A 26,757-nucleotide genomic window follows, 5' to 3' on the forward strand; every position below is an offset into this window, starting at 1 on the left:
AATAAAAAAACGCCGCAAATTGCGGCGTTTTTTATTGGACACTTACAACATGCTCAAGCATTAACCTTCGATAACTTGCTCAGATGAAACTGATCCGTTATTTAGGAAGGTAAGGGATGGCACCTGCAACATCAGTGTCATCTATCAACTGGAAACGGCTTTCAGTACCCTCTTGCCTGGCTTTTGAGAATGGCGCATATTCGGGGTCATTCGCAAATGCTAATGCTGCTTCTTTATTAGGAAACTGAATTAAAGCAATCAATGTGTTTTCCAATGGCTTACCCTCAAGCACATCAATATTAGCACTTCGACTCAAATATCTTCCACCATGTTTTTCCGCAATCAGGTGAACATGCTTTGCATATTCAGGAACCCATTCATCATTTTTAAGTAGTACATCTGCAATTAAATATGCTGCCATTTTTACTCCTTGGATGTGTAGAAATAATCAATTAGTGCGAGTTTAAACTCTATTGTTTAAATCAATGAGAAATTTAAAGACTGCCAAATTCTGGCTGGCACTCAAAAAAGGCAACCAGCGTGCGGCAGGTGTTGAGTTAACATATTAGATTATCCTGAGATTGTGCTGCTTGCTCGAGTGCAAGGCTGCCGGTATCTTGGCGCGCCAGCTGGCAAGCGTCAAGTGGTCCAGGAAAAATTCCGGAAAATCAGCAGGGATGGCAGCATCACAGTAAGTGTGTGCTGCCTGAATTATGCGGCTGCAGAAGCTGACAGCGGAAAATTGGCCAGCATCAAACGCTCGTAGCACTCCAGCAACTTCTTGGCCTGTGCTTCGCTTGACCATACCTGTTCCACATAGCGTTTGCCATTTTTACCAACACGCTCACGCAACTGGTGGTCAATCAGCAAGGTTTGTACTTGTTCGGCAAAGTGCAACTCGTCATCTTGTGCAATCAGCGCGCCCTGCTCATGGCGCAAGATGGAGGCAGTGCCCAGTTCAGCGATGGCAACCACCGGTGTTTCCTGCGCCATGGCTTCCAGCAATACTAGCCCTTGTGTTTCACTCTTGGAAGCAAACACAAAGATATCCGCAGCACGGTAAGCGGCATTCAGGCCGACAGCACGGTCCAGGTAACCCAGGAACATCACGTTCTGTTGCAAGCCGTTATCCTTTGTCATTTTTTTCAACATCGCTTCGGCCGGGCCTTCACCCGTGATCACCAGTAAAACCTCGGGATGATCCTGGATGACCAGCGACAACATTTCCAGCAGGAACTGGATATTCTTTTCATGTGCAACCCGGCCAACAAACATCAGCAAAGGCCTTTGTGCGGGGATGCCATATTTTTCCCTGAAGGCTGCGCCATCACCAGGTACAAAACGTGAGGCGTCCAGGCCGGTAGGAATCACGGTAATTGGTGTGGTCACCCCGTATTGTTGCAAGACATCACGCATTTGCCCTGAAGGTGACACCACGGTATCCACTTGCTGGCATTGCTTACGAGATACCCATTGCGCAATATTCACCGCAAACTTGCGTGGTACCCACGGCAAGTAATGGTGCATATAGTCTTCAAAGAAGGTGTGGTAGGTTTCCAGCACCGGCACTTGCAGTTTCTTGGCGATTTTAAGCCCGGCATAGTGCGCGATAAAGGGAGTATGGATATGCACCATGTCGTAATCACCAGGATGCAGGCTTTCAATATAGGCCACCAGTGCAGACCACTTCATTAAGTAATCTTCAGGATCAAACACAATCTTGCGCGCATCTATGCGCGTGATCCAGGCTTCATCACCAATCAGAGCATGATCGAGGGACTGCGCGTATTGAGGCGCAATCAGGTGCACGCTATGCCCATCGGCACGCAGGCTTTCTGCAAAGGTACGAATGCTGGTTGAAACGCCATTTACGCGTGGGAAATACACATCTGAAATCATCAATATTTTCATGCAAAGTTCCGTTTAAGCGGTTCCATGTAAACAATTCTCACATACTTTAACAAGGGTTCGTGATGCTTTTATGACTAAATCCCTTTCATATCAATGTCATACAATCATCATGCATCTGTCATCTACCAGGCGCAGAGTGCGCACATGCAAAAAAGTATCTTCAGATGTTTAGCCGTACTGCTATTACTGATTGCCATACCCGGCGAAGCACATGCCTGGGGGTTGTATTCCCATGTGGCTTATACCCATAGCTGGTTACAGACATTACCTTTATTGCCCTTGCCCTGGTTAGGCGTGATGCGGCGTTACCCGACCCTGGTGCTGGCTGGCGCCTGCCTGCCGGATCTGGCAGTAGTTTCCCGTACCTTTAATCACAGCCATGGCTGGGGCATAGGCCAGCAATTACTGCATACCAAAAATGAGAGACAACTGGCGCTGGGGATAGGGTATAACGTGCATTTACTCACCGATGTCGTTGCCCACCAGCATTTTGTACCTACGTTTGAAGCCAAGTGGCAGCATGACAGTCTGCTCACGCATGCGGCTGCTGAATGGGCAATGGATGCTTACCTGCAAACGACGGACATTCCTTCGCCTTCCAAACTATTGCGTATACACCGCAAAACCATTGTGGAAACGTTAACGCAAGCGATGCAATGTGATTCCGGCATCGTGGAAAAAGCTGTTTCCAGGTTAGCTACCGCCGACCAGGCATTGCGCCTGTCGCGTATTCCCCAATATTTGTTGCGCCGTTACGGCAGGCTGGATAACGAGTTTGAACACAAACTGGCCTATTACCGCGATCAGGTAAGTTTGGCATTGCAAGACCTGCCTCAGTTACTCAACGGGTCGTTTCCCTCATTGCATGCCGAGCATGTCAATTTAGGCATGGAACAACTGGATGACTGGCGCCAAAAATGCCTGCAAGACGCCAGGCTGCGCCCTACCCGTGCCATCCAAGCGTTTGAGCATTACCATCATCAGTGGTTTAACCAGCCAGACTGCTAGCGCAAAAAGCCAAGCTGCCGCTGTTGCTTTAACAGCTAGCGGGTATGCTTTAATTATCAGGCTGACTTGAATCTATTGGCGCTGGCTCCATCTAACGAGTACCCATCCTCCAGCCAACAAAAACAATACATGCCGCCTCTACGCTTTCTGCTCACATTCACCACCATGGTCAGTGTCTTGCATTACTACATCGGTTCACGCCTTCTAAACTCGGTTGCCTGGGCTGATTGGGTGCTGTGGGCCGGTTGGATATTCCTGGTCATTTCAACGCTGCTGCAGCCAGTCGCTTTCCTGGCACGCGGGCTGCGTAACCATGCTTTGCGTGATACCACCAGCTGGGTCGCAATGACGCTGATGGGCGTGTTTTCTTCATTGCTGGTACTGACACTAATACGAGATATTTTCTTGCTGGTGGTCGCTGGCATGGATGCTTCCCACTTTTTCCAGGCAAACTTTTTAACGCTGGAGAAGAACACTGCTTTATTGGCAATCACAGGCGCAGTGGCAATCAGTGTGATCGGGTTTTTCAATGCCCGTCGATTAGCCAGGGTGATTAAAATCAAAGTGCCTTTACGCAATTTGCCTGCCACGCTGAATGGCTTCCGTATTGTGCAGATCAGCGATATCCACGTAGGGCCTACCATTAAAAAAGGCTATCTTTCGCGCATCGTTAACCGCGTCAATACCTTGGACGCCGACCTGATTGCCATTACCGGCGACCTGGTGGATGGTCGCGTCAGTGAACTCTCAAGGCATACCCAACCGCTGGCGCAATTGAATGCGCGCCACGGCAGTTTTTTTGTTACCGGGAATCATGAATATTATTCTGGCGCACTGGACTGGATTCAGGAAATAAAGCGCTTAGGGATACAAGTATTGCTGAATGAGCACGTGCAGCTGAAACATGATGGCGCAACGCTGGTTTTGGCGGGGGTGACAGACATAACCGCAGGCGGGTTCTATGACCATCATCAGAGTGACCCACATGCAGCGATTGCAGGTGCGCCCCTGCATGCACCAAAAATCCTGCTCGCGCACCAGCCACTGAGTTCCAAAGAAGCCGAGTCAGCAGGTTTTGATTTACAGTTATCCGGACATACGCATGGCGGCCAGTTTTGGCCATGGAAATACCTGGTGCCACTGCAACAGCCTTATGTAGCTGGGCTGCACCGTTTGAAAAATTTGTGGGTATATGTGAATCGGGGGACCGGTTATTGGGGCCCACCCAACCGCTTTGGCTCGCCGTCGGAGATCACCTGCCTGACACTAGTACCGGCAAATGATTAGAGCGTCATTGACGTTCTAATCAACGCTTGGCGCTGTTAACCCTCAACGCGCCTGCGGTAAAGCACATCTGGCAAATAGCTAGCCAACACTAGCAGTATCGCCAGCACCAGATACACGACGCGTAGCGGGTAGTCTGTGACAAAACTGGCTGTGGCTTTTTTTGCGGCAATAGACTGGTAAAACGCTTCCTGGTCTTGCCCTTTCACGTAACTGCCTTTGAATTCCGCTGACAGCTCTTTCAAATACTCTTCTTCCAGTTGCGACAGCATGCGGTCATATTCTGCATAAGCCACCGGAGGATCCGGTTCATCACTACTCGGGTCCGCATAAGTCACGCCTACAGCACCTGCGTTATTATTTTCGCTAACTGGCCAGTATCCCACTGGTTTATTGGCAGTGTTATAGCGTGTAATCGCCACCTTTTCTGGACCGCCTACCCCGACAAACGTGAAAAACTCACCGATCTGCACCCCGCTTAAATCCTGCTTGATGGTCACGTTCACGCGTGGCGCTTCATCGCCATCGGTGAAAAACAGCATTTGTGCCGGTTGATTCAGCGCATCATAAATATGGGTCGCTGCATGTACGGCAAAGCTCAGACGGCTATTGCCTTTCCATGCCATGCGCCATTCCAGGTGATCAATACCATCGGTAATCACATCCAGGTTTTTGCATACTTCCAGCGGTGTTTGCAACATCGCCACGTTATCAGAAGCAAAAATGCCTAAACTGAAATACGTGCCGCATGGTGCTTTATGCACGATCTGTTTCATCAAATGTTGTGCGTAGGCAATGCGGCTGATTTTTTTCTGGTTCAGCATTTCATCTTCAGCATTCATACTTTGTGACACATCGGTGATCAGCAAATAATGCTGCACCTGCTGCCTGAGCTGTATGCTGGGCTTGACCAGTGCCAACACCAGCAAACTCAAAGCGAGTGCGTAGAGCACAGGCTCATAGTACTGTTTCAGCCATGCTATCGCTTTCATTATGGCAACCCGATCGGCAGATTACTGAGTTCCATATGCGACTGGTCTTTAGTGCCCGCCTGCATGCCGCGCGCCATCACCGAGTGCAATAGACTCAAATTGAATTTGGCCGCTTTATCTGCAGGCTGCAGGCGTAATGACTGTTCATAAGCGATTTTTGCCTGTGTAAATGCATAGCGCGCCTCATCCTGAAACGAACCATCTTCATTCACTGTGCGCACCAAGCCGGACAAAAACAGGTTATTCCCGATATTGAAATGGATATGCGGCAGCTCGGCTTCTGGCGGACCGACTTCCAGCAACTGGCCATAGGTTTGCACTGCATGTTTATAATCGCCATGTTTGCCCTGGTCATAGGCCGCAGTAAACCGTTGCAAATACGGATATTCTTTCTCTTTAATCAACGTGCCATTCTGGATTTTTTGATTCAGCGCCTGTAATGACTGTAACTGCCAGCCAAAATACATCGCACCAATGATTCCTGCCACGGTAATGCTACCCCACAGCCAATTGGCTTTTTTTGCATGTGTTGCCATTAGTACATCCTTATATGTTTAACCAGCACCAACCCAAATCCCAGTACCAATGCCAGCAAGATTAAGTCTTTGGCATAGTCATGCCCGGGAATCATGATGGCGTATTGAATGACGTTCTTTTCCTTGGCATCGATTTCACGCAGGGCAGATTCCAGCGCCGTGGCGTTATCTGCCTCAAATGCCTTGTATTTGATCTTTAAGGAACGGAAAAATCTATCCAGCGCTATGGCTTCCGGTACGCGCTCTTCTTCATAGACGTTGTCACTGAAAATACTGATGTCATCAGGTTCACGTAGCACAATCCAGTACAGATTGAGTTTTTTACCTGTCAACTGTTTCTGGATCTGGTATTTCACGCGCGGGCTTAATTTACCGGCACCATCCGACAGCAAAACGATAGCGCGCGAGCCGGTGCTGGCAATGTTTTCAAACAATGTTACTGCATTGGTGATGCCGGCACCGATATTGGTCTGGTTCAAGGCCGGGCCAGTCGCGGCCTGAATTGCCGAGTGGATGCCATCGCGATTGGTGGTGATTTTCATGCCATACAGGGCAGAGTTGGTGAAGCCAACCACGCCCATCATGTCATCCGGTCGGGAATCGATAAATGCAGTAATTAATCGCCTTGCCGCCATGGACTTGATTTCTGCCGCATGCCCACCGGTACTTTGCCCGGCAAACGGGTGATCCATACTCACGCTGCGGTCAATCACAAATACACTTTGCGCCCCTTTGCCGACTTTTTGCTCCTGGTGGCTATCGCCCTGTGGACCAGCCAAAGCTAACACCAGGCATAGCAGCATCAGTGCAGTAGCGGCTTTAACCAGCCGGTTGGCGGTATCTGAAAACGGGTCTGCAGGCACCATTTGCAACCATGAATAAGTTTGTGCATGCCGGCTTTTCAATAGGAAAGGGACAGCGACTACTGGCAACAGCAGCAAGAACCACGGGTGTAACCAATGCATCAGACGCCCCGTTCACAATCGCGCAGCTGGCGCGTAAATGTTTTACATTGCTTTAAATAACCGGCAGCGTCGATGGCTTGCCCGCTATACAGCACCGCATTGGACTCGGCAAAAAAAGCATGAAGCGCTTGTTCTAGTGGTTTAAAACCAGGTTGTTGCGCGACAAACTGCGGCACATGTGACGCCAGCATTTGCTGGCCGAAGCGCTGATTCAATGCATCTTGCACAATCAGGGCTGCCTGCTTCTGGCCTTCAGCGTTTGCTGGCAGTTTTTTTAGTTTGCGGAAAGCACGGGCAAAGTGCCCGTTCACCATAGGCAATAAAGTCCAGTCGGAATTCCGGTAAAGCAATACCAGGCCACCAATCACCGCTAGTAACAGGCTGATAAGCAATCCTCGTTGTGGCGTTTGTGTATCCAGTAATGCCGGGCGGTGTTGTGCAACCACACTTTGCCTGGCTTTTTGTAACTGGTCTGGCAGTTGCGCCATCAACCAGAAGCGCCATGAAGGTAATTCAACCTTGGCACCGCTTTTAAATGTCACTTGTTCGGCCGGCAGTTGCAACTGCACAGGTTTGCCACTGCTGGCGAATACCTGGTAATCGTATACCAACTTGTAGACTTGTTGATTTCCCTGCTTGCGGCTATCGACTTGCAACTGCCGCAGTTCAACACCGTTACGTTGCAAGCCTTTCAGTGGCAGGTTGTTGTCATTGAGCTGATCATTTGCAGCCACCGAAACCTCGATGGAGCGTTGCAATACATCACCGATCTGTATCCCTGCATAAGAAGCCGGGTTTTGCACGCTAAGTACTTGCACTTTGGCCACTGGTGTTTCGGCCAAGGCAAAGCTTGGGCATACAGCAGCCATCAACCACCATAAAAAAATCTGTTTCATCAGCACACTCTAATGGATAAGTTGTTCAAAATAATCCGACAGCAAGGCCGAATCGAAGCGTCCATCGACATACAGCGGACGAATATCAAAGCGCGCAAATAGCTGGTCCAGCGCCTGTTTACGTTGCTCAAACATCTCGACAAACTGCGCGCGTATGGCCTGGCGGAAGAAAATGGTTTTTTGCTGGCCGGTTTCGGGGTCTTGCAAGTTACCGAAACCAAAGCGCGGCAAACGCTGATATTCCAGCGGATCCCATAATACGATGGGAATCATTTGGTGATTGGCCATCAGGTTCAAGCCATGCTCAATCAGTGACAGCGGCAAATGAAAATCGGAAATCCAGAACACCAGGCCTTTTTGCTGGCCCAGTAATCCGGCCGCCTCGACGATGCCACTGCCATCTCGTCGCGTACTGCGAAAATCACCGATTTCGGCGATGGTGGCAAAAGACTGGTGCGCATGGTGCCCGGCTGACAGGCTCAAATGCGGAATCACGCTATGGTCATAAGAAACCATGCCAAACAGGTCACTGTTCTCATGGGCCGAGCAGGCAATCGATGCTGCCACCGCTTTCACCGTATCCAGCTTGCTCACTTGCCCCTGAAACTGCATGGAACTGGACAGATCACATACGGCATACAGAGGAGACGATGCCTCCTGCTTGAATACACGCACCTGGATCTGCTCATAAGGATCACGCAGCGTTTGCCGCAAATCCACGCGCCTGGCATCCGGATAATCAACTAGCGAAACATGCTTGCTGAATTCATCGCCCGGACCACGCTGTATGCCCAGGTGTTCGCCAGTATGCACGCTGGCAGAGCGCCAGGGCACCTGGTAGAAAAAGGGCTGGGCGTAGTCGGGAATCATGCCGCTTTCGCCTTGGATGGCACGCTCACTGAAGCCAGTATCTGGTTGGTCAGTTCGCGGGACAGTTCGGTGCGACGGCTTTCAAACATCGGGTTAAGCACCAGTCTGTGCGCAATGATTTCATGGAACACCGCATGAATATCTTCTGGGAATAAACTGTCACGATTCATTAGCCAAGCATGCACACGGGCTGCTTTTAATAACATACCCATACCACGCGGACTGGCCCCGGTATGTATCAGGCGGTTAACATCCACGCTATCAAGCTGAATGCCGTAAGCAGATGGTTTTTGGGTAGATTCCCACAAATCCAGCGCATAATCTTCAAGCACATCGCTGGCGCGGATATGGCTTTGCAATACGTCAGAAAAAGCATTCAGCTGGTCATAAGCCAGTACGCCGGCATCCACTTGCTGGGTCAGGCGCTCGGCATGCTGGAACTTCACATCGAACATCAAGGCCTTGCGTAATGCACGATCCTCAGGAATTTCAATCGGGATTTCCATCATAAAGCGGTCGCGCGCTGCGGATGGAATCTCAAAGGTTTCATTTTTTTCTACCTGGTTACGGTCGGCGAATACCAGCATGTGCGGCAAACGATATTCTTTTTTGAACGCGCCAATATGTCGCTCAGCCATCACACGCAGCATCAATGCATGTACCTGCGGCCTGGCGCGGTTGATCTCGTTAAAAAAGAACACAGACAACTGCTCGCCTGCCCGCAGCAACGGACCCTCTTCCACTTTTGGACGGCCATCCTCGCCAAGGAATGTGTGGTAGATCAGATCGTTAGGCATCAGGTCAACGGTGCCTTCAATACGCTCATAAGCCCCCCCCAAACCACGGGCAATCGACTGCAACAACGTCGTTTTACCCACACCTACACCGCCTTCGAGTAACACATGGCCGCGGGCAAAAATGGCAATATTAATGGCACGGATTGCCTTGTCCTGGCCGACCACTACTTTTTTCACTTCGTTTTCGAGCTTAAGCGCATGGTCGCGCCACTCGGTCAATTGTGTTTCGATTGATACGGATGTCATGGTTATCCCTTGTTTACAAATTCAGCCGGGGCTATGATGCCAAAGTAGCTTCTGGAAAAGGTGTGGAAGAACTGGTTGCAATTTGTGGTTTGCCACGTTAATATGCAGACAGGTCTGTTCACTTATTTCTAGTCTACTGCAGCCATCGAAAAAAAAGCAAGAAGATTTTTATGGGGTTACCAGCGTGAACGTACTAGCGATAATGAAGAAGACAGGACAGCGTGGCGCACGCAGCGTGAAAACCTACGCGCTCTATGGCCTTTGGAAATTGGGATTTAAGCAATGGTGTCGACATGCGCCGTTATACATGTTGCGCCAACAGCTGGTAGCCTGGAACTCGCAGCGCATGCATGCCCATGGTGCCAGTGCTGCTTTAAATACGCAGGACATCCTGCATATTCGGCAGCTGATAGAACGGGCTCAACATACAGCGGATGTGGCACTGTCGCCAACCCTGCTGGACCAATGGTTTTTCCAGGCCATAGGCGCCATTCGTGTGCAATCGCAAACAGGTGTCGATACTGCCTGGCATTTGTTTGAGCAGTCCGTGCATGAACAACTAGGGAGCCAGTCATTTAGCCGTTCATTGTCCTTTGGCTTGGTGGTGACGCTCAGTGTGGTCTGGATGACTATGGTAACGCCAATGCATCAGCCGACGCATACTGAATGGTCACCATTGGAAGAAACACAATTTGAGTCAGGTGCGACCGCTGATCCAGTCACGCTCAGCTTGCTAAACCTGGCTTACCAGAAAATGCAAAACGGCAGTTGCCAGCTACCACAGGCAGCAATGTTGCCAGATGCGCAGCGACAGGCATTTATTATGTTTGTCACCAATGGCAAGGTAGATGTTGACCATGTGGAACAGTTGCGGCAAGCACTTGGATACGTGAGTTGCCTGTACCCACAAGAACTCATGCGCCCGCAAGGACGTGAACGTTTTTAAACCAGCATAAGCAGAAAAATCGGGATCTCCCATTGAATGGGAAAAGGATAAATGATGAACATGCGTGAGAAAATTTTAACCATTGCCAGCAGCCTGTTTGATACCAGAGGTATTCAGGCTTCGGGCGTTGATACCATTATCATGGAGGCAGGCGTCGCTAAAGCAACCCTGTATAAGCACTTCCCCAGCAAAAACCAGTTGATTACGGCTTATTTGCGTGAGAAATCAGACAAATTTTATGGCTGGCTGAATGCCCAGCTGGCTACAGGTAAAAGGGAATCGATTGAGTTACTGATTCAATTGTGTGAGTTACTTGAGCAATGGATAACACAGCCAGAATTTCATGGCTTGCCGTTTCATATCGCTGCAGTAGAGTTTCCGGATCCTGAGCATCCGATTAACCAGTATTCAGCCGTTCTTTCGGTAGAGCTGCAAACCTATCTATGTAAAATTGCCCGCAATGCCGGCGCTAAGGATCCGGAAGCATTGGGTCAGCAATTAACCATTCTTTTTGAAGGGGCGGCATTAGTAGAACGACTTGCCCCGAACACCGGTGCCGCTACCCGTGCAAAACTAGCAGCGATTACCCTGGTGCATCACGCTACCTGATCACGTGAAAATACCAATGTGCTAACCTGGTGGCACATTGGTGTTTTTACAGTTTCTTTAGTCATCTCTGCTAACACTTCTGAGCTCGTTTTTTATTCATACCCTGCCTGATCTCACTTAGAATTAATCTCTAAACAATGAGATTTGGCTACGCATTTGAGCTTTTAAATAGAGTGGGATTAGCTTTTCAAAAGCAATGCCTTTTCAAGCCTCACACCTGTAATTTCAAATAAAATATTAAATTATTTACCGATTGGTAATAAATATATTGACAAGCATAAACGTCTTCTTTACTATTTATATACCGAATGGTAATTAAATAGTAAATCAAATTTTACAAGGACTTTAAAATGAGCACACCACAGCAACGTATTGCATTTATTACTGGCGCTAATCGCGGTATCGGCTTTGAAACTGCCAAGCACTTAGGCGGACAAGGCATCAAAATTATTCTTGGGGCACGTGATGAAGTCAAAGGCTTGGAATCAGTAGCGCTATTAAAAGCCGCGGGCATTGATGCGGAATATTTGCACTACGATGCGGCATTAACAAATGCCCCTCAAACAGTAGCTGAAGCATTGCAATCACGCTTTGGGAAACTGGATATCCTGATTAACAATGCCGGGATATTGAAAGAAGAATTGATTGGCCAGAACAATACGTTAACCGTTGACCAGGACACACTGAAAGCTACTTTTGATGCCAACTTTTTTGCAGTAGTGGCACTGACTCAAGCCCTGCTGCCCTTGCTTCAAAAATCTCCAGCGGGCCGAATTGTTAACCTGTCCAGCATTCTGGCTTCACAAACACTGCACAGTTCACCAGACTCGCCTATAGAGGTCGCAAAAGGACTGGCGTATAACGCCTCGAAAACAGCATTGAACATGTTTACCATACATCTGGCGCATGCGCTAAAAAATACCCACATTAAAGTCAATTCTGCGCACCCTGGCTGGGTGAAGACTGAACTGGGCGGGCCTAATGCGCCAATGGAAATCAGTGACAGCTGGAAGACTTCAGTCAGGTTAGCTACACTGGACGATAATGGCCCTACCGGTGGCTACTTTCATGAGGACCAGGCTTTGCCATGGTAAATAGCACAAACAAACGCGTGGCCTTCAAACGTAAACTGCTATTCGCAGCACTGATGTCACTGGTGACTGTGAATATCGTGAGCATTTCCATCCTGCTGATTAATCACGTCCCTAGGGCGCTATTGCTTGAAAAGTGGCTAACCAGCATCACAGTGGCCTGGCCGATCGTATTTGTGAGTATTTTGATGGTTGCGCCGTGGTTGTTACGGCTGACGGAATGGCTGGTAAAAGACCATAAGTAACCTTGTTTCCTCTGCTGTAGTGAGGAAGCATGGAGAGCGAGTCTGGCTGCCCTGAATAGGCAGACCTGCTCGCTTAAACTGACGGGCAGGTTAGAAAGGCTTGCGCGGTTCCAGGTGACGGAAAATGATACGACCTTTATCCATATCATAAGGAGACATCTCAATAGTAATCTTGTCGCCCGCCAGAATACGGATTTTATGTTTACGCATTTTGCCACCTGTGTAAGCGATCAACTCATGACCGTTTTCAAGTTTCACACGATAGCGCGCATCCGGCAAAATCTCGGTGACTGCGCCCTGCATTTCAATTAACTCTTCTTTTGCCATTCAGCATCCTCTAAAAATAAAAAAAGCCCGGAGATTCCGGGCCCCTTTTCCGGTAGGCCGTTAACCAGCCTTGCGGACGTGCAATTAATTATTCAATGATTTGAATATTTGCAGCTTGTTTGCCTTTAGGGCCAGTAGCTACTTCAAAGCTAACGCGTTGGTTTTCTTTCAAAGTTTTGAAACCTGCAGATTGAATTGCAGAAAAGTGTGCGAATAGATCTTCGCCGCCGTTGTCAGGAGTGATGAAACCAAAACCTTTTGAATCGTTAAACCATTTAACTGAGCCTGTTACCATGATAAATCCTTGAATGAAAATTAAAAATTTGGGCTAATTGCCCATAACGAGGATCAAGATGGCGGGAAGTAACGATACACCAAAAGATAGAACCATAGAACAACGACACTACTTGAACTTCGTGAGGGCACACTATGCACGTAATCTTGAATATTGGCAACTAGTATTTGATAAACCGCTAAAAAATCAAAAAAATCATTAGATATCATGTTGTACACACTGATAAAACAACGATTTAGCTTTTAAAAAAACATAGGGAATATGATTATTCCAGATGAATTTTTTATTTAAAAGTACTTAGGATTTCAAAAGTCTTTTCATCATCACAATGCGCTACATTGAAACGCAACCATGAAGAAGGTGCTTGATGGGGGCTAAATAAATTGCCGGGTGCCAGCATGATGTTTTGTTTTGCTGCGATCGTCGCAATTTCAGCTGCATTACCTTCGTTTGCAAGCTGCGCCCATACAAACATACCGCCCGCCGGCTCTGCATATACACTTAAGCCACAAGCCTCTAACTTGCTGATTACCCGCCCTCTTTCGACTTCAAGCCGGGAACGAATTTTCTCCATATGCTTACGGTAGCGTCCTTCGACTAGTATCTGGTACATCACACGTTGATTAATTTCTGAACTGGTTAGCCCGGTGAGTAATTTCAGGTCTAGCAATCGCATGGCTAGCTCGCTATTGCACGCCACAAAACCTACACGTAGGCTGGCCGAAATGGTTTTGGAATAGCTGCTGACATAAATGACCCGATTCAACTGATCCAGCGTGGCCAAACGTGGCACATGATTTGAGTGGAAGTCGCCGTAAATATCATCCTCAACAATATATAAGCCTGACTTTTCAGCCAGCTGCAATATCTGGTGGGCAATCGCCATGCTGGTGCTGGTACCGGTTGGGTTATGCAACACTGTATTGGTGAAAAAAAGTTTGGGGCGATAGGTTTCAAGATGCTGCTTTAGCGCAGCAACATCCGGCCCATTCATCCCGCGTGGTACAGCTATCAGCTTGGCGCCCAGAGATTTCAGGTATCCAAACAAAGTGTAATAACCAGGGTCATCCACCAGTACCACATCCCCAGGCTGGATAAATAGCCTCGCCACCAAATCCAGCCCGTGCGAGGCACCATTGGTCATGATGATCTGTTGCGGCTCCAGGCTGATGCCTATATCCGCCAGGTTCTTTTGTGCCAGTTGTTGACGCAAGGGCAAATAACCACGGATATCGCCATAGCCCGTTAAAAATGCACCGGGCTTGCGCGAAAGCTCGTGCAGGCTCTTTTGAATGACCTTTTCATCCAGCCAGTCAGTGGGCAACCAGCCACACCCCGGACGGATGATATTGGGAACATCCCGAAAAGTGTTATGCAACAACCACAATACGTCGTCGGCACGTTCCAAAAAAGTGGTTTGCGGAATCGCCTCTTCGGTTTGGGTGAGGGAAGCCACATAAAATCCTGATCCGCGACGTGATAACAAATAGCCAAGCGCTACCAAGCGATCATAAGCGTCCACAACGGTAAAACGGCTAATGCCATGCTGGATTGCGAACTCCCGGATCGATGGTAAACGTGTGCCTGCGCGCAACACACGTTGCTCAACCAGATTTTTGATACCGGTGACTACCTGCTCAACCAGAGGAACAGAATCTGAAGTATTCACTGTGATTATCGGTATTACTGGCATGGCAATATGACCTGTACAGTTCTATCAACTGAAATAAAAATTGTACATGTAGTGTACATGATGATAACGATATGATGCTTTTAAAATTTATAAAGCAAATATTATGAAATCGTTAATAGCTCTCTTGATTGTTGCAGTCACAGTTTCGCCATGGTTAGCAAGAACAGAGCGTCTAAAAACAACGCTCATGGCTCAAACTGCTAAATCTCAGCAGAGAGATCAGCTATCACCTTGCATTCTGCATTTAAGCGCTCCAGCTGATTGCAAGGACTTATCCCAACCAACACAAAAGTTCGTGCTGGTCAGAGGTCAACCGTTACCTATTTAACATTATGTATGTCCCTCAACACTTCTCAGAGCCGAATATTGATGCATTGCATGCGCTGATGCGCGCTTATCCGCTGTCTACGCTGGTTTTAATGTCAGAAGACGGTTTAAATGCAAATCATATACCTTTATATCTTGACACTGCCAACGGTAAACATGGCACTCTCAGCGGACATATAGCGAGGGCTAACCCGCTGTGGAAAGACCTTGCTGCCAATCATCAAGTGCTAGCCATCTTTCACGGCCCGGATGCTTATGTGACGCCTTCCTGGTATGCGAGCAAAGCGAAAACAGGCATGGTGGTACCCACCTGGAATTATGTCGCGGTGCATGCGCATGGCAGAGCAAAAATGATTGAAAACAAGGAGTGGTTACGCACACATCTTTCATTATTGACCACTGACCAGGAAGCCAAATTTGAACATCCTTGGCTGATTGAAGATGCACCGGCAGGCTTTATCGATAAGTTGATACTTGAATTGGTGGGAATTGAGATTGAGATCATTCAACTGACGGGTAAGTGGAAGGCTAGCCAGAACCAGTCAGTGGAAAATCAGTTGGGTGTTATTCAAGGACTACGTGAGAGCGCCAGTCTTGAACAATGCGAGATGGCCGCGATTATTGAAAAATCAATAACCAGTCATTGAGTAAGAATGGCGCCAATAGCTGCCATTCTCCTTTCAATGCTTTAAAACAAGGGTGAATAAGCCGCTACCAGTAAATACCCTACCCCGGCACCTGCCAGCACATCGCTTGGATAATGCAAACCAAGTACAACCCGTGATATACCTACCAGCACCACAAAAGGATAAACGATAGGAAACAGTTGCGGATAATGTTGCACAGCCACCATCCCAAAAGCCACTGCGTGCAAGGTATGTCCGGAAGGGAAACTGAAATAATCCAGCGGTGTACCGCTTAAGAGTACATCCTGTCGGACTTGAAACGGTCTTGGTCGGCTAGTGCGGTGTTTCAACCACTTATACACCAGGGTACCGCTGAGGCCTACGGTAAGCATTTGCAGGCATACGTATAAGCCGCTTTGGCCCTGAGTGATTGCAATCACCAGCATCAATAGATACCAGAACATGCCATCGCCCATGCGCGAGATGGCGCGAAACAGGTTGCGGATCAATCGATATTGGCCGGTATGACTTACTTTGACACACACACGGCTATCAACCGACTGCACCCATCCCAAAGTTTGTTGTAATTTAAGCATCTCAGGTCCTTTCCGCGGTTTGCCCCAACTTTAACGGGGTGCGCCGACTACTTAGGTGAGCTTAGTATGAGCAGGATGCTTGAAACTATAGTGAAGAATTCGTGAAATTAATGTGACTTGCTTATAGTGCCAGGAACTATTTCCAGAGTACGCGGTAAACAAAACCCGGGAAGGAAAATACGAGGAACAGGCAGACAGTGATACTGTAAAATTCCCAGCCTTGTGGCCATACCTGACCCATGACCAGTTGTTCCACAAAGTAGGCAATCACCAGTGTGATCAGGTAAGCAGGCACCAAGGCAGCGAAGCGTTGCCATAATTGATTGACGCGACCAGCGATACCCAACCACTTGTCTGAAATCCAGCCCAGGTTGGCCATGAAAAGTATTAATACCAGGTACAGCAGTTTAGTTAGCATAATGTGATTACTGCAGACTCATTAACAGGCTGCGGCCACAGACACTCAGCAGAATTTCCGGGAATAAGCCCAACCCTAATAATGCCAGTGAATGTACGCTTAATACAAAACGCATATCGATCGGCGCAGTCAGTGGGGAATGATCAACCGGTGCATCAAAGTACATTTTGCGCACGATATTCAGGTAGTAGAAAGCGCCAATCACTGCCATTAATACTGCCAAGACCACTTGCCAGGTAAATCCGGCCTGCCATGCAGCTTGCAACACGGTAAATTTGGCATAGAAACCGATGGTAGGCGGAATGCCCGCCATGCTGAACATGATGATCAGCATCATGAAAGCAAACCAAGGATGGCGTTGATTGAGACCTTTAAGGTCGTCGATCTCTTCCGCTTCAAAGCCCTGACGGCTTAACAGTAAAATAATGCCGAAGCCGGCGATTGAGGTTAGGACATAGGTGCTGATATAAAAGAAGCTTGAGGCAAAGCCATTGGCATTGGCGCTCATCATGCCGAACATGATAAAACCGACATGCGAGATGGTGGAATACGCCAGCATACGCTTGAGGTTGGTCTGGACGATGGCACTGAAGTTACCAATAATGATAGACAGGATTGCCATCAGCATCAGCATATCCTGCCAGTCTTGTGCGAGCGGATGCAGACCTTGTACCAGCAACCGCACCGTCATCGCAAATGCTGCCAGTTTCGGTACAGAGCCGATCAACAGTGTCATTGGCGTTGGCGAACCCTGATACACATCCGGCACCCACATCTGGAACGGCACGGCGCCAAATTTGAAAGCAATCCCTGACACCAGGAATACCAAGCCCATAATCAGCACAGGGCTCTTGTTTTGCTGCATGATGCTGTTGGCAATATCACTGACATCCAGGCTACCGGTCATACCGTAAATCATACTCATACCATACAGCAACATGCCGGAAGCCAGGGCACCCAGCACAAAGTACTTCATGGCTGCTTCTGAGGCACGCGGATTATCGCGGTCAAACGCAACCAGCGAATACAGGCATAGAGATAATAATTCAAGGCCAATATAGATAGTCAGCAAGTTATGACCGGACACCATAATCATCATACCCAGCAGGCCAAACAGCACCATGGCATAAAACTCGCCACGGTACAAACTGCGGTCCTGCAGGTATTTGCGGCTGTAGACAAAAATCAGTGAAGTACCCAGGTACATCATCATTTTGATCACGTCCGACAGCGTGTCGTCGATGAACATGTGGGAGAACGCAAAGCCAACTGCAGGCGTATGGGTTTTAAATGTAAAGAATGCTGCGGCAAACAAGGTGAACTGGCTCAACCCATAAATGATGGAGCGGTTTTGCGGCAGGATAAATAAATCCAGCAGCAAAATAAACATGGCCATGCCCAATAACACCAGTTCCGGCAACAGGGCGAGCAAATCGAATTGCATATTATCCATTTTCTAACATCCTGCCTTAATAGCCAGTGACCGGCAATTTGGAAATCGCCATATGTTTCAGGAATTCACTAGTGGTAGCCTGCATCACTTCAGTAATTGGCTGTGGATACACACCGAACCCAATGACCAGAATTGCCAGAATACCCAGAATCAGGAATTCGCGTTTATTGAGATCTGTCAGCTCAGCTACGTGGTGGTTTGCAACATCACCAAAAAATACGCGCTTGGTCATCCATAAGGTATAAGCAGCACCGAAAATTAAAGTTGTGGCTGCAAAGAAACCAACCCAGAAATTAAATTTGACTGCGGCCAGAATCACCATAAATTCGCCAACAAAGCCCGACGTGCCTGGCAAGCCACTGTTAGCCATGGCAAACAGCACGGCAAACCCGGCAAACACCGGCATTTTGTTGGCGACGCCACCGTATGCCGAAATTTCACGGCTGTGTACGCGGTCATACAATACGCCTACGCTCAGGAACATGGCAGAAGAAATAAAGCCGTGCGAGATCATCTGCACCAAAGCACCTTCCAACGCCAGCTGGCCAAACATAAAGAAGCCTAAAGTGACAAAACCCATGTGTGAAATTGAAGAATAAGCAATCAGTTTCTTCATATCGGTCTGCACCAGGGCAACCAGGGCGATGTACACCACTGCGATCAGCGATAGCACGATCATGGCGGTACTGAAGTAGTGTGACGCGTCCGGCGCTATCGGCATCGCAAATCGCAGGAAGCTATAGCCGCCAAGTTTCAATGCAATTGCTGCCAGTACCACAGAACCACCTGTTGGCGCTTCCACATGGGCGTCCGGCAACCAGGTGTGCACTGGCCACATGGGGATTTTCACAGCGAAGGCCATAAAGAAAGCAATAAAAATATAAATCTGCGCTTTCATGCTTAAAGGCAGCAAGTAGTAATCGGCCAGTTCAAAACTACCGGTCTGGTGATACAGGTAGATAAATGCCACCAGCATCAACAGGGAACCGAGCAAGGTATACAGGAAAAACTTGACGGTGGCATATACGCGGTTAGGACCGCCCCACACACCGATCACCAGGAACATCGGGATCAGCATTGCTTCCCAGAACACATAGTAGAGCATTGAATCCAGTGCCGTGAAGACACCTATCATAATCCCGCTCATGATCAGGAAGGCGGCCATATACTGGGCAACATGCTTGGTGATCACTTCCCAAGCGGCCAGCACTACAATCACGGTAGTAAAGCTGGTCAGCAGCACCAGCGGCATGGAGAATCCATCGATACCCAGGTGATAATGGATATTAAACGCAGGGATCCATGGCAGCAACTCTTCAAATTGGAAGAAGCCATCCTGCACATCAAACAATGTGTAAAGAGGTATGGTCACCAGAAAGCTGACCAGGCTACCTGCCAATGCCAGCCAGCGGGTTAAAGTCGCTTTGTGGTCACCGCCCAGCAGCAATACCAGCACACCGGATAATATTGGCAGCCAGATGGCGAGACTTAACCATGAAATACTTGTGAGGTCGGCTTGCATCATCAATTAATTTTTACAAAGAAAGTCATAAGAAGAAACACGCCAATAATCATGGTAAAAGCGTAGTGATAAATAAGGCCTGATTGTACATTGCGTAATCTGGCAGCAATCTTACCCATGGTTTTGGCGGTGCCATTCACCATGGCACCATCAATTAAAGTGATATCGCCAAACTTCCACAGCAAACGGCCCAGGCAACGGGAACCGCCGGCAAAGAATTTCTCGTTAAAACTATCGAAACCATATTTGTTATCCAATATGCGGTAAATCACGTCGAATCGCTGTTTGATCGCCGCCGGAATATCCGGGCGCTTCATATAGAAGAACCAGGACAAAAACACGCCAGAAGCAGCCAGGATAAATGGCAGGCTGGCAAAGCCATGAATCGCCATACCAGCCGGACTGTGCATAAACTCATGGTAATGATGTGCCAGATGCTCCATCGCCGGATGCGCTTCAGGATTCACGAAAATCACATTCTTGAAAAAATCGCCAAACACCATAGGCTCCAGCGCAAAATAACCAATGACCAGTGATGGAATTGCCAATAATATCAATGGCAAGGTCACTACCCAGCCTGGCTCATGCGGATTGTCATTCGGGCCAAGGCCGTGATGATGCGCATCGTCATGTGCATGATCGTCATGATGGTCATCTGCATGCGCATCGTGCGTACCATGGGCATCGTTAGTATGCGCGACATGCTTATGGTCTGCGTGTCCGGCATCTCCATGCGCTACTTGGCGCCATTTTTCTTCACCGTGAAACACCAGGAAATACAGTCGGAAAGAATAGAATGCTGTCACAAATACGCCAACGATCACCGCAAAGTAGGCGAACCCGCTGCCTGGAATATGCGATAACTCTACTGCTTCAATGATGCTGTCTTTTGAATAGAAACCGGAGAAGAAAGGTGTACCGATCAAGGCCAGCGAACCTATCAGCGAAGTAATCCATGTGATCGGCAGGTATTTTTTCAGGTTACCCATGTTGCGGATATCCTGGTCATGGTGCATACCTATAATCACAGAACCGGCACCCAGGAATAACAAGGCTTTGAAGAATGCGTGTGTCATCAGGTGGAAAATTGCCACTGAGTATGCCGAAGCACCCAGCGCGACCGTCATATAACCGAGTTGTGACAGCGTGGAATATGCCACCACACGTTTGATATCGTTCTGGATAATCCCCAGGAAACCCATAAACAAGGCAGTAATCGCCCCGATCACCATCACCGTGGATAAGGCTGTTGTTGACAGTTCATATAGCGGCGACATACGTGCCACCATAAAAATACCTGCCGTTACCATGGTCGCGGCGTGAATCAATGCAGAAATTGGTGTCGGGCCTTCCATCGAGTCTGGCAACCAGACATGCAACGGCACTTGTGCCGATTTACCCATGGCGCCCACGAACAATAGCAGACAGGTGACTGTCATCAGAGACCATGAGCTGCTACCCAGGATGTTCACTTGTGCATCTGCCATAGATGGTGCGCGTTCAAACACGGTCGCGTAATCCACACTGCCAAAATAATACAGCACCATACCTATGCCCAGCAGGAAGCCAAAGTCCCCTACCCGGTTCACAAGGAAAGCTTTCAGGTTAGCGTAAATGGCTGTTGGACGTGTAAACCAGAAGCCAATCAGCAGGTAAGACACCAGGCCTACCGCTTCCCAGCCGAAAAACAGCTGCATGAAGTTGTTACTCATCACCAGCATCAGCATGGAGAAGGTAAACAGCGAGATATAGCTGAAGAAACGGCTATAGCCCGGATCCTCTTGCATATAGCCTATGGTATATACGTGCACCATCAACGACACGAAAGTGACGACTACCATCATCATGGCACTCAGGTTATCAATCAGGAAACCGACTTCAAAATGGATATCACCTGAGTTTAGCCAGGTATATACGGATTCATTCAGGGTAAATCCATCCAGTGTCTGGTTGAGTATGGTGACGGATAGTACAAAAGCTGCACCGACACCGGCGATGGTAATGGCATGCGCAGTCCAGCGTGGCAGTTGATTGCGGAATAAACCAACGATGGCTGCCGAAAATAACGGCAGCAAAGGGATCAATATCAGGATTTGTTTTATTGTCATGCCACTAGCCTTTTAACTGATCCAGATCATCGACGTTGATAGTGTGAAGATTACGGAATAGCACCACCAGAATTGCCAGTCCAATCGCCGATTCAGCAGCTGCAACCGTCAGGATAAAAAATACAAACACCTGGCCGGCGATATCGTTGAGGTAATGTGAAAAAGCGATGAAATTGAGGTTTACCGCTAATAGCATCAACTCAATCGCCATCAGCAGGATGATGACATTTTTACGATTGAGGAAAATGCCGATCACGCTAATTGCAAACATCAGCGCGCCCAAAATCAGGTAATGAGACAAGCCGACCATGGTTATTTTTTCTCCTCGGCAACAGGTGTTGGCGCTGGCGGTTCAACTTCGGCAGGCATGGAAACAATTCTCAGCCTGTCATTACGCTTCACTTTCACCTGCTCGGATGGGTTCATGGATTTGTTATCCTTGCGCTCACGCAGGGTCAGCACAATGGCGGCGATCATGGCGACCAGCAACACAACAGCGGCTAACTCGAAAGGTAACAAATAGTCGGTATACAGCACTTTACCCAATGCCGCGGTATTGCTGTAATTGGCAGGTAACTCTACCGCCTGGCTTGGTTGCAGGTTTTTGTCAGCCAGCACCAGTGTCATTTCAACCACCATCAGCAAACCAATAAAACCTGCCATTGGCAGATATTCCCAAAAACCTTCACGTAATTTGTCGAGGTTGATATCCAGCATCATGACCACAAACAGGAACAACACCATCACCGCGCCGACATAGACAAGGATCAGCGCGATAGCGAGAAACTCTGCCTCAAGCAATAACCAGATACCGGCTGCGGTAAAAAACGACAATACCAGGAACAATGCCGCATGCACCGGGTTGCGAGTAGTAATCACGCGGATGCCGGAAAACAGCAGGATAGCTGCCAGCACATAAAAAACAATATCAGTAAATACCATAATTTTCCTGTCCGCGCTTAGCGATAAGCCTTGTCCTGAGTGCGATCGGCAGCAATTTGCGCCTCATATTTATCGCCCACTTCCAGCAACATTTCTTTGGTGTAAATCAGGTCGCCGCGCTGCTCACCGTGATAATCAAAAATTCGCGTTTCAACAATGCTGTCTACCGGGCAAGACTCTTCACAGAAGCCGCAGAAAATACACTTGGTCAGGTCAATGTCATAACGCGTAGTACGCCGGCTGCCATCTTCACGCTGGTCAGATTCAATAGTGATTGCCATCGCCGGGCACACTGCTTCGCACAATTTGCAGGCAATGCAGCGCTCTTCACCATTCGGGTAGCGGCGCAATGCATGCAAACCACGGAAGCGGTTCGATTGCGGTGTGCGCTCTTCCGGGTACTGGATAGTGATTTTCTTGGCAAAGAAATAGCGTCCGGTCAGAGCCATGCCTTTCAGCATTTCCCATAACATTAAACTGCCTAATGTATTTTTAATCGCGTTCAACATGGTAAGGTTTCCAAATTCTTTGTCCGTACATCCTATTAATGGAACAGGTACGCCCACTGGGTCTGCATCATGGCGGCAACTACGACAATCCACACCAGCGTGATCGGAATAAATACTTTCCAGCCCAGACGCATGATCTGGTCATAGCGGTAGCGCGGGAAGGTCGCACGGAACCACAAGAATAAAAATAATAAAAATGCGACTTTGGCTAACAGCCACAAAACACTGTCTGGCAAGAATGGTACTGGTGACAACCAGCCGCCTAGGAACATCAGTGCGGCCAGCATGGACACCAAAATCATGTTGGCATATTCCGCCAGGAAGAAGACCGCGAAAGCCATACCGGAATATTCCACATGGAAGCCAGCCACAATCTCCGACTCACCTTCAGCGACGTCAAACGGTGCGCGGTTAGTCTCCGCGACGGCACTGATGAAATACACAATAAACAGCGGGAACAATGGAATAAAGTACCAGTGCCAGAAACCACCCTCCTGCCCCATGACAATCTTGCCCAGGTTGAGGGAGTTTGCACACATGAGCACACCGACAAGCGTAAAGCCCATGGCAATTTCATAAGAAACGATTTGTGCGGCAGAACGTAAAGATCCCAGGAAAGCATATTTGGAGTTGGATGCCCAACCGGCAATAATCACGCCATAGACCGCGACTGAAGTCATGGCCAGGATATACAACAAACCAGCATCGATATTAGCTAACACCAGTGTCGCATCAAACGGTATCACAGCCCAGGCGGCAAAGGCAGGTGCAATTGTCAGGATAGGGCCAATAAAAAACAACACTTTATTCGAAGCGGTAGGCAGGATGATTTCTTTGAATAACAGTTTTAATGCATCTGCCACAGGTTGCAACAAACCGAATGGACCAACACGGTTAGGCCCGATACGCACCTGCATATAGCCAATCACCTTGCGCTCGAAATAGGTCAGGTAAGCTACGCATACCATCAAAGGCAGCACGATGGCGACAATTTTCACCAGTGTCCATGACACCAGTTGTACTTCCGGCCAGTAGGATCCAAATAAGTCAGCGAAGAATTGCATGTTATGCCATCTCCGTCAGTTGTTTTTCGTAAATCGCCACTTGCTCGACTGCCGCTTTTTCAATCGTAATATCACCCATCAGATCACCCAAACCGACTGTCAGCGGATGTGCTGCGGCTACACGCACGCAACCTTTTGCCACATGATTATCTGCGCGCACTTTCAGCACCGCGCTGCCTTTGCTCTGGCGGACAACCACAATATCGCCATCCTGCAAGCCTAATTCGGCCAGCTGGTCGCCGTGAATACGTGCCATCGGGCGGATGTTGTATTTGGTCTTTTGTAGTGGTGCAGAGCGACGCACGATAGGGTCAAATTCGTACTGCGGCACTTCACCGATACGCTGCAAACCTGTCTTCTTGATATTCACCTGGATTTCAACCAGCTCTTTCAGGTTGTTGTTCAGACTGCGCCAGACTACGGCAGAAGGCTTCTCACCATTGAACAGTGCGTTTTTAACCTCTTCCGAACTGTTGTAATCAAAACCGGAAAGTCCCAGTGTATTCGCTAACACACGCAATACCTTCCAGCCAGGACGACATTCGCCTAACGGACGTGTCACAGCCTGGAAGCTTTGTACACGCCCTTCCATGCTCATAAAAGTACCGGAAGTTTCAGTAAATGGTGCAATCGGTAACAGGATATCGGCGTTTTCAAGGGCAGAAGACTTGTAAGCTGTTAATGCCACTACACACTCGGCTTTAGCCATCGCCTCGTTAGCCAATGCCGCATGCTGGCAATCCAGTTCTGGTTCGATATTCAATAACAGGTAAGCTTTACGCGGTATTTCAATCATGGCGCGCGCATGCATACCGGTGGCTGAAGGCATGACGCCTATCATATGCATACCGGTACTATTCGCTGCCGGAGGCAAAATACCGCCCTTGGCACCACTGATACCGCCAATCGCTTCCGCCATACTATACATCTCGGTAAAACGCGGATCACTCAATGCCATATTGCCCAGGAAAATACCGACCTTAGGCGCAATCAGGATCAGGTCCTCACGGATACCGGCCAGGCTTTCCGCAATTTTTTGCGTATTTGGGCGTATCTTGATTTCTTCCAGCAACTCATTCAATGCCGGTGGCAAACATAGTGACAGTTTTTGCAGACCGGACATGGCTTTCAGAATCTGTCCCAAAACATTGACCATATCATTCGGGCGCACAATCACTTTGTGCGCAATATCCATCAATGGATCATTGTCCAGCGGGCTGACAATACTGAGCTCGGCACCATTCGCCACCGCTTTACGGATACGCTGTGCCAGCAATGGGTGTTCATTACGGATATTGGACCCGATCAACAGGATACGGTCCAGCTCTTCAACTTCCTGGATATTACAGCCCATCCATGGCGTACCGGTACGCTTACCATCGAGACGGAAATCCGTCTGGCGCAATCGGTAATCGACGTTGCCGCAACCCAAGCCATCAGCCAGTTGCTTGATCAGGTAACCTTCTTCCATGGTGCTGTTTGGGGAAACCAGCACGCCGAGCGCCTCGCCACCATGTTGTTTGGTAATGTCTTTGAGCTGGCCTGCAGCAAATTCCAGCGCTGTTTTCCAATCTGTTTCCTGCCATTGCCCGTTGTGCTTGATCATCGGCACTTTCAGGCGATCCGGACTGTTCAGGCCTTCGTAAGAGAAACGGTCGCGGTCAGATAACCAGCATTCGTTGATTGACTCTTTTTCACGCGGCAGTATGCGCATGACTTTGTTATCTTTAACATGCACTTCAACATGGGAGCCAAGGCCATCATGCGGGGCAATTGAAGGACGACGTACTAACTCCCAGCTACGTGCAGAATAGCGGAACGGCTTACTGGTTAACGCGCCGACCGGGCATAAATCAATGATGTTGCCGCTTAATTCTGAATTAACTGATTGATCAACGTAAGCAGTAATTTCTGCATGCTCACCACGGTTGACCAGGCCCAACTCCTGCATACCGCCAACTTCCTTAAGGAAGCGCACACAACGAGTACACTGAATGCAGCGTGTCATATCGGTACTAACAAGCGGGCCGATATTTTTGTTGAACACCACGCGTTTTTCTTCTGTGTAACGTGAACCGGAAGCGCCATAGGCGACTGCGATATCCTGCAAATCACATTCACCGCCCTGGTCACAGATCGGGCAATCCAGCGGATGATTGATCAGCAAAAATTCCATCACGCTTTTTTGTGCTTCAACGGAAGATTTGCTGCGTGTAAAAATCTTCATGCCATCGGCGACCGGTGTGGCACAGGCAGGCAAAGGTTTATTGAATTTCTCCACCTGTACCAGGCACATGCGGCAGTTTGCAGCTACAGACAGTTTCTTGTGATAGCAGAAACGCGGGATGGCAATGCCTACCGCATCCGCAGCATCAATAATGGTGCTGCCGTGTTCGACCTCTAGTGGTTTGCCATCAATTTCAATATTTAACATGTCTGCAATCTCTAAAATTTATTTGTTGAGCTGGTCTCAAAAATAGA

The 26,757-nt window shown here is 48.6% G+C and carries 28 protein-coding genes; 7 read left to right on the forward strand and 21 right to left on the reverse strand.

Annotated elements, in window-relative coordinates:
- Nucleotides 1-97: 97 nt before the first annotated feature.
- Both ASG34_RS01910 and ASG34_RS01915 read right to left on the reverse strand, forming a co-directional pair.
- Complete coding sequence (locus ASG34_RS01910; protein WP_055825905.1) at nucleotides 98-421, reverse strand: DUF1330 domain-containing protein; 324 nt, start codon at nucleotides 419-421, stop codon at nucleotides 98-100.
- A gap of 290 nt (nucleotides 422-711) precedes the next feature.
- Nucleotides 712-1,911, reverse strand: a complete 1,200-nt coding sequence (locus tag ASG34_RS01915) for a glycosyltransferase (protein WP_200934421.1) — start codon at nucleotides 1,909-1,911, stop codon at nucleotides 712-714.
- Between the two features lie 144 nt (nucleotides 1,912-2,055).
- On the opposite strand from ASG34_RS01915, the gene ASG34_RS01920 reads away from it, so the two are divergent.
- Together ASG34_RS01920 and ASG34_RS01925 are read left to right on the forward strand one after the other, a co-directional pair.
- Nucleotides 2,056-2,919 (forward strand): zinc dependent phospholipase C family protein, encoded by an 864-nt coding sequence (locus ASG34_RS01920; RefSeq protein WP_055825907.1) that lies wholly within the window; start codon nucleotides 2,056-2,058, stop codon nucleotides 2,917-2,919.
- A gap of 129 nt (nucleotides 2,920-3,048) precedes the next feature.
- Nucleotides 3,049-4,206: a metallophosphoesterase gene (locus ASG34_RS01925; protein WP_055825909.1), complete on the forward strand. Its 1,158-nt coding sequence runs from the start codon at nucleotides 3,049-3,051 to the stop codon at nucleotides 4,204-4,206.
- Nucleotides 4,207-4,241: 35 nt separating this feature from the next.
- Here ASG34_RS01925 and ASG34_RS01930 read toward each other — a convergent pair whose 3' ends face one another.
- Genes ASG34_RS01930 through ASG34_RS01955 form a run of 6 tightly spaced genes read right to left on the reverse strand, consistent with a single transcriptional unit; the run spans nucleotide 4,242 to nucleotide 9,505 of the window.
- A complete protein-coding gene (locus ASG34_RS01930; RefSeq protein ID WP_055825911.1) occupies nucleotides 4,242-5,195 on the reverse strand; it encodes a vWA domain-containing protein in 954 nt (317 codons plus the stop codon).
- The gene (locus tag ASG34_RS01935) at nucleotides 5,195-5,731 is read right to left on the reverse strand and encodes a hypothetical protein (RefSeq protein WP_055825913.1); all 537 of its coding nucleotides are present in this window, start codon (nucleotides 5,729-5,731) and stop codon (nucleotides 5,195-5,197) included. The genes ASG34_RS01930 and ASG34_RS01935 overlap by 1 nt, the downstream gene beginning before the upstream one ends.
- Nucleotides 5,731-6,696 (reverse strand): vWA domain-containing protein, encoded by a 966-nt coding sequence (locus tag ASG34_RS01940; protein WP_055825915.1) that lies wholly within the window; start codon nucleotides 6,694-6,696, stop codon nucleotides 5,731-5,733. Before ASG34_RS01940 ends, ASG34_RS01935 begins: the two co-directional genes overlap by 1 nt.
- The gene (locus ASG34_RS01945) at nucleotides 6,696-7,592 is read right to left on the reverse strand and encodes a hypothetical protein (RefSeq protein ID WP_055825917.1); all 897 of its coding nucleotides are present in this window, start codon (nucleotides 7,590-7,592) and stop codon (nucleotides 6,696-6,698) included. Before ASG34_RS01945 ends, ASG34_RS01940 begins: the two co-directional genes overlap by 1 nt.
- A 9-nt stretch (nucleotides 7,593-7,601) precedes the next feature.
- Complete coding sequence (locus ASG34_RS01950; protein WP_055825919.1) at nucleotides 7,602-8,462, reverse strand: DUF58 domain-containing protein; 861 nt, start codon at nucleotides 8,460-8,462, stop codon at nucleotides 7,602-7,604.
- The gene (locus ASG34_RS01955; RefSeq protein WP_055825921.1) at nucleotides 8,459-9,505 is read right to left on the reverse strand and encodes an AAA family ATPase; all 1,047 of its coding nucleotides are present in this window, start codon (nucleotides 9,503-9,505) and stop codon (nucleotides 8,459-8,461) included. The genes ASG34_RS01950 and ASG34_RS01955 overlap by 4 nt, the downstream gene beginning before the upstream one ends.
- Before the next feature lie 202 nt (nucleotides 9,506-9,707).
- Here ASG34_RS01955 and ASG34_RS01960 point away from each other — a divergent pair, with 202 nt between their 5' ends.
- The 4 genes from ASG34_RS01960 to ASG34_RS01975 all read left to right on the forward strand — a co-directional run bounded on the left by ASG34_RS01960 (nucleotide 9,708) and on the right by ASG34_RS01975 (nucleotide 12,396).
- On the forward strand, nucleotides 9,708-10,451 hold the full coding sequence (locus ASG34_RS01960; RefSeq protein WP_055825923.1) for a hypothetical protein: 744 nt from the start codon (nucleotides 9,708-9,710) through the stop codon (nucleotides 10,449-10,451).
- Between the two features lie 54 nt (nucleotides 10,452-10,505).
- Nucleotides 10,506-11,060 carry a TetR/AcrR family transcriptional regulator gene (locus ASG34_RS01965; protein WP_055825924.1) on the forward strand — a complete coding sequence of 185 codons (555 nt, stop codon included), beginning with the start codon at nucleotides 10,506-10,508 and terminating at the stop codon, nucleotides 11,058-11,060.
- Between the two features lie 350 nt (nucleotides 11,061-11,410).
- On the forward strand, nucleotides 11,411-12,154 hold the full coding sequence (locus tag ASG34_RS01970; protein WP_055825926.1) for an SDR family oxidoreductase: 744 nt from the start codon (nucleotides 11,411-11,413) through the stop codon (nucleotides 12,152-12,154).
- Nucleotides 12,148-12,396, forward strand: coding sequence for a DUF2798 domain-containing protein (locus tag ASG34_RS01975; RefSeq protein ID WP_055825928.1), 249 nt, complete (start codon nucleotides 12,148-12,150; stop codon nucleotides 12,394-12,396). Before ASG34_RS01970 ends, ASG34_RS01975 begins: the two co-directional genes overlap by 7 nt.
- Nucleotides 12,397-12,486: 90 nt before the next feature.
- Here the strand turns inward: ASG34_RS01975 and infA are convergent, their stop codons facing one another.
- From infA to ASG34_RS01990, 3 genes are all read right to left on the reverse strand, one after another.
- Complete coding sequence (gene infA / locus ASG34_RS01980) at nucleotides 12,487-12,723, reverse strand: translation initiation factor IF-1 (RefSeq protein ID WP_055825931.1); 237 nt, start codon at nucleotides 12,721-12,723, stop codon at nucleotides 12,487-12,489.
- An 88-nt stretch (nucleotides 12,724-12,811) separates the two neighbouring features.
- Nucleotides 12,812-13,018 (reverse strand): cold-shock protein, encoded by a 207-nt coding sequence (locus tag ASG34_RS01985; RefSeq protein ID WP_018985697.1) that lies wholly within the window; start codon nucleotides 13,016-13,018, stop codon nucleotides 12,812-12,814.
- 283 nt (nucleotides 13,019-13,301) lie between these two features.
- A complete protein-coding gene (locus ASG34_RS01990) occupies nucleotides 13,302-14,687 on the reverse strand; it encodes an aminotransferase-like domain-containing protein (RefSeq protein ID WP_235559632.1) in 1,386 nt (461 codons plus the stop codon).
- Nucleotides 14,688-15,043: 356 nt separating this feature from the next.
- Here ASG34_RS01990 and ASG34_RS01995 point away from each other — a divergent pair, with 356 nt between their 5' ends.
- A complete protein-coding gene (locus ASG34_RS01995; RefSeq protein ID WP_055825935.1) occupies nucleotides 15,044-15,685 on the forward strand; it encodes an FMN-binding negative transcriptional regulator in 642 nt (213 codons plus the stop codon).
- 41 nt (nucleotides 15,686-15,726) lie between these two features.
- Here ASG34_RS01995 and ASG34_RS02000 read toward each other — a convergent pair whose 3' ends face one another.
- The 10 genes from ASG34_RS02000 to nuoG form a co-directional block, all read right to left on the reverse strand.
- Nucleotides 15,727-16,260 (reverse strand): phosphatase PAP2 family protein, encoded by a 534-nt coding sequence (locus ASG34_RS02000; protein WP_055825937.1) that lies wholly within the window; start codon nucleotides 16,258-16,260, stop codon nucleotides 15,727-15,729.
- 136 nt (nucleotides 16,261-16,396) lie between these two features.
- Nucleotides 16,397-16,678, reverse strand: coding sequence for a DUF2818 family protein (locus ASG34_RS02005; RefSeq protein ID WP_055825939.1), 282 nt, complete (start codon nucleotides 16,676-16,678; stop codon nucleotides 16,397-16,399).
- Between the two features lie 7 nt (nucleotides 16,679-16,685).
- A complete protein-coding gene (nuoN, locus tag ASG34_RS02010; protein ID WP_055825944.1) occupies nucleotides 16,686-18,131 on the reverse strand; it encodes an NADH-quinone oxidoreductase subunit NuoN in 1,446 nt (481 codons plus the stop codon).
- A gap of 16 nt (nucleotides 18,132-18,147) precedes the next feature.
- Nucleotides 18,148-19,656, reverse strand: coding sequence for an NADH-quinone oxidoreductase subunit M (locus ASG34_RS02015; protein ID WP_055825946.1), 1,509 nt, complete (start codon nucleotides 19,654-19,656; stop codon nucleotides 18,148-18,150).
- Nucleotides 19,656-21,761 (reverse strand): NADH-quinone oxidoreductase subunit L, encoded by a 2,106-nt coding sequence (nuoL, locus tag ASG34_RS02020; protein WP_055825948.1) that lies wholly within the window; start codon nucleotides 21,759-21,761, stop codon nucleotides 19,656-19,658. The genes ASG34_RS02015 and nuoL overlap by 1 nt, the downstream gene beginning before the upstream one ends.
- Nucleotides 21,762-21,765: 4 nt before the next feature.
- On the reverse strand, nucleotides 21,766-22,071 hold the full coding sequence (nuoK, locus tag ASG34_RS02025; protein ID WP_055825950.1) for an NADH-quinone oxidoreductase subunit NuoK: 306 nt from the start codon (nucleotides 22,069-22,071) through the stop codon (nucleotides 21,766-21,768).
- Nucleotides 22,072-22,073: 2 nt separating this feature from the next.
- Nucleotides 22,074-22,703, reverse strand: a complete 630-nt coding sequence (locus tag ASG34_RS02030) for an NADH-quinone oxidoreductase subunit J (RefSeq protein WP_055825952.1) — start codon at nucleotides 22,701-22,703, stop codon at nucleotides 22,074-22,076.
- A 17-nt stretch (nucleotides 22,704-22,720) separates the two neighbouring features.
- On the reverse strand, nucleotides 22,721-23,212 hold the full coding sequence (gene nuoI, locus ASG34_RS02035) for an NADH-quinone oxidoreductase subunit NuoI (RefSeq protein ID WP_055825954.1): 492 nt from the start codon (nucleotides 23,210-23,212) through the stop codon (nucleotides 22,721-22,723).
- A gap of 35 nt (nucleotides 23,213-23,247) precedes the next feature.
- Nucleotides 23,248-24,276, reverse strand: coding sequence for an NADH-quinone oxidoreductase subunit NuoH (gene nuoH, locus ASG34_RS02040; RefSeq protein WP_055825957.1), 1,029 nt, complete (start codon nucleotides 24,274-24,276; stop codon nucleotides 23,248-23,250).
- Nucleotide 24,277: 1 nt separating this feature from the next.
- Nucleotides 24,278-26,710 carry an NADH-quinone oxidoreductase subunit NuoG gene (gene nuoG / locus ASG34_RS02045; protein WP_055825958.1) on the reverse strand — a complete coding sequence of 811 codons (2,433 nt, stop codon included), beginning with the start codon at nucleotides 26,708-26,710 and terminating at the stop codon, nucleotides 24,278-24,280.
- Nucleotides 26,711-26,757: the final 47 nt, after the last annotated feature.

It is taken from the genome of Methylophilus sp. Leaf416 (assembly GCF_001424665.1).
GTDB lineage: Bacteria > Pseudomonadota > Gammaproteobacteria > Burkholderiales > Methylophilaceae > Methylophilus.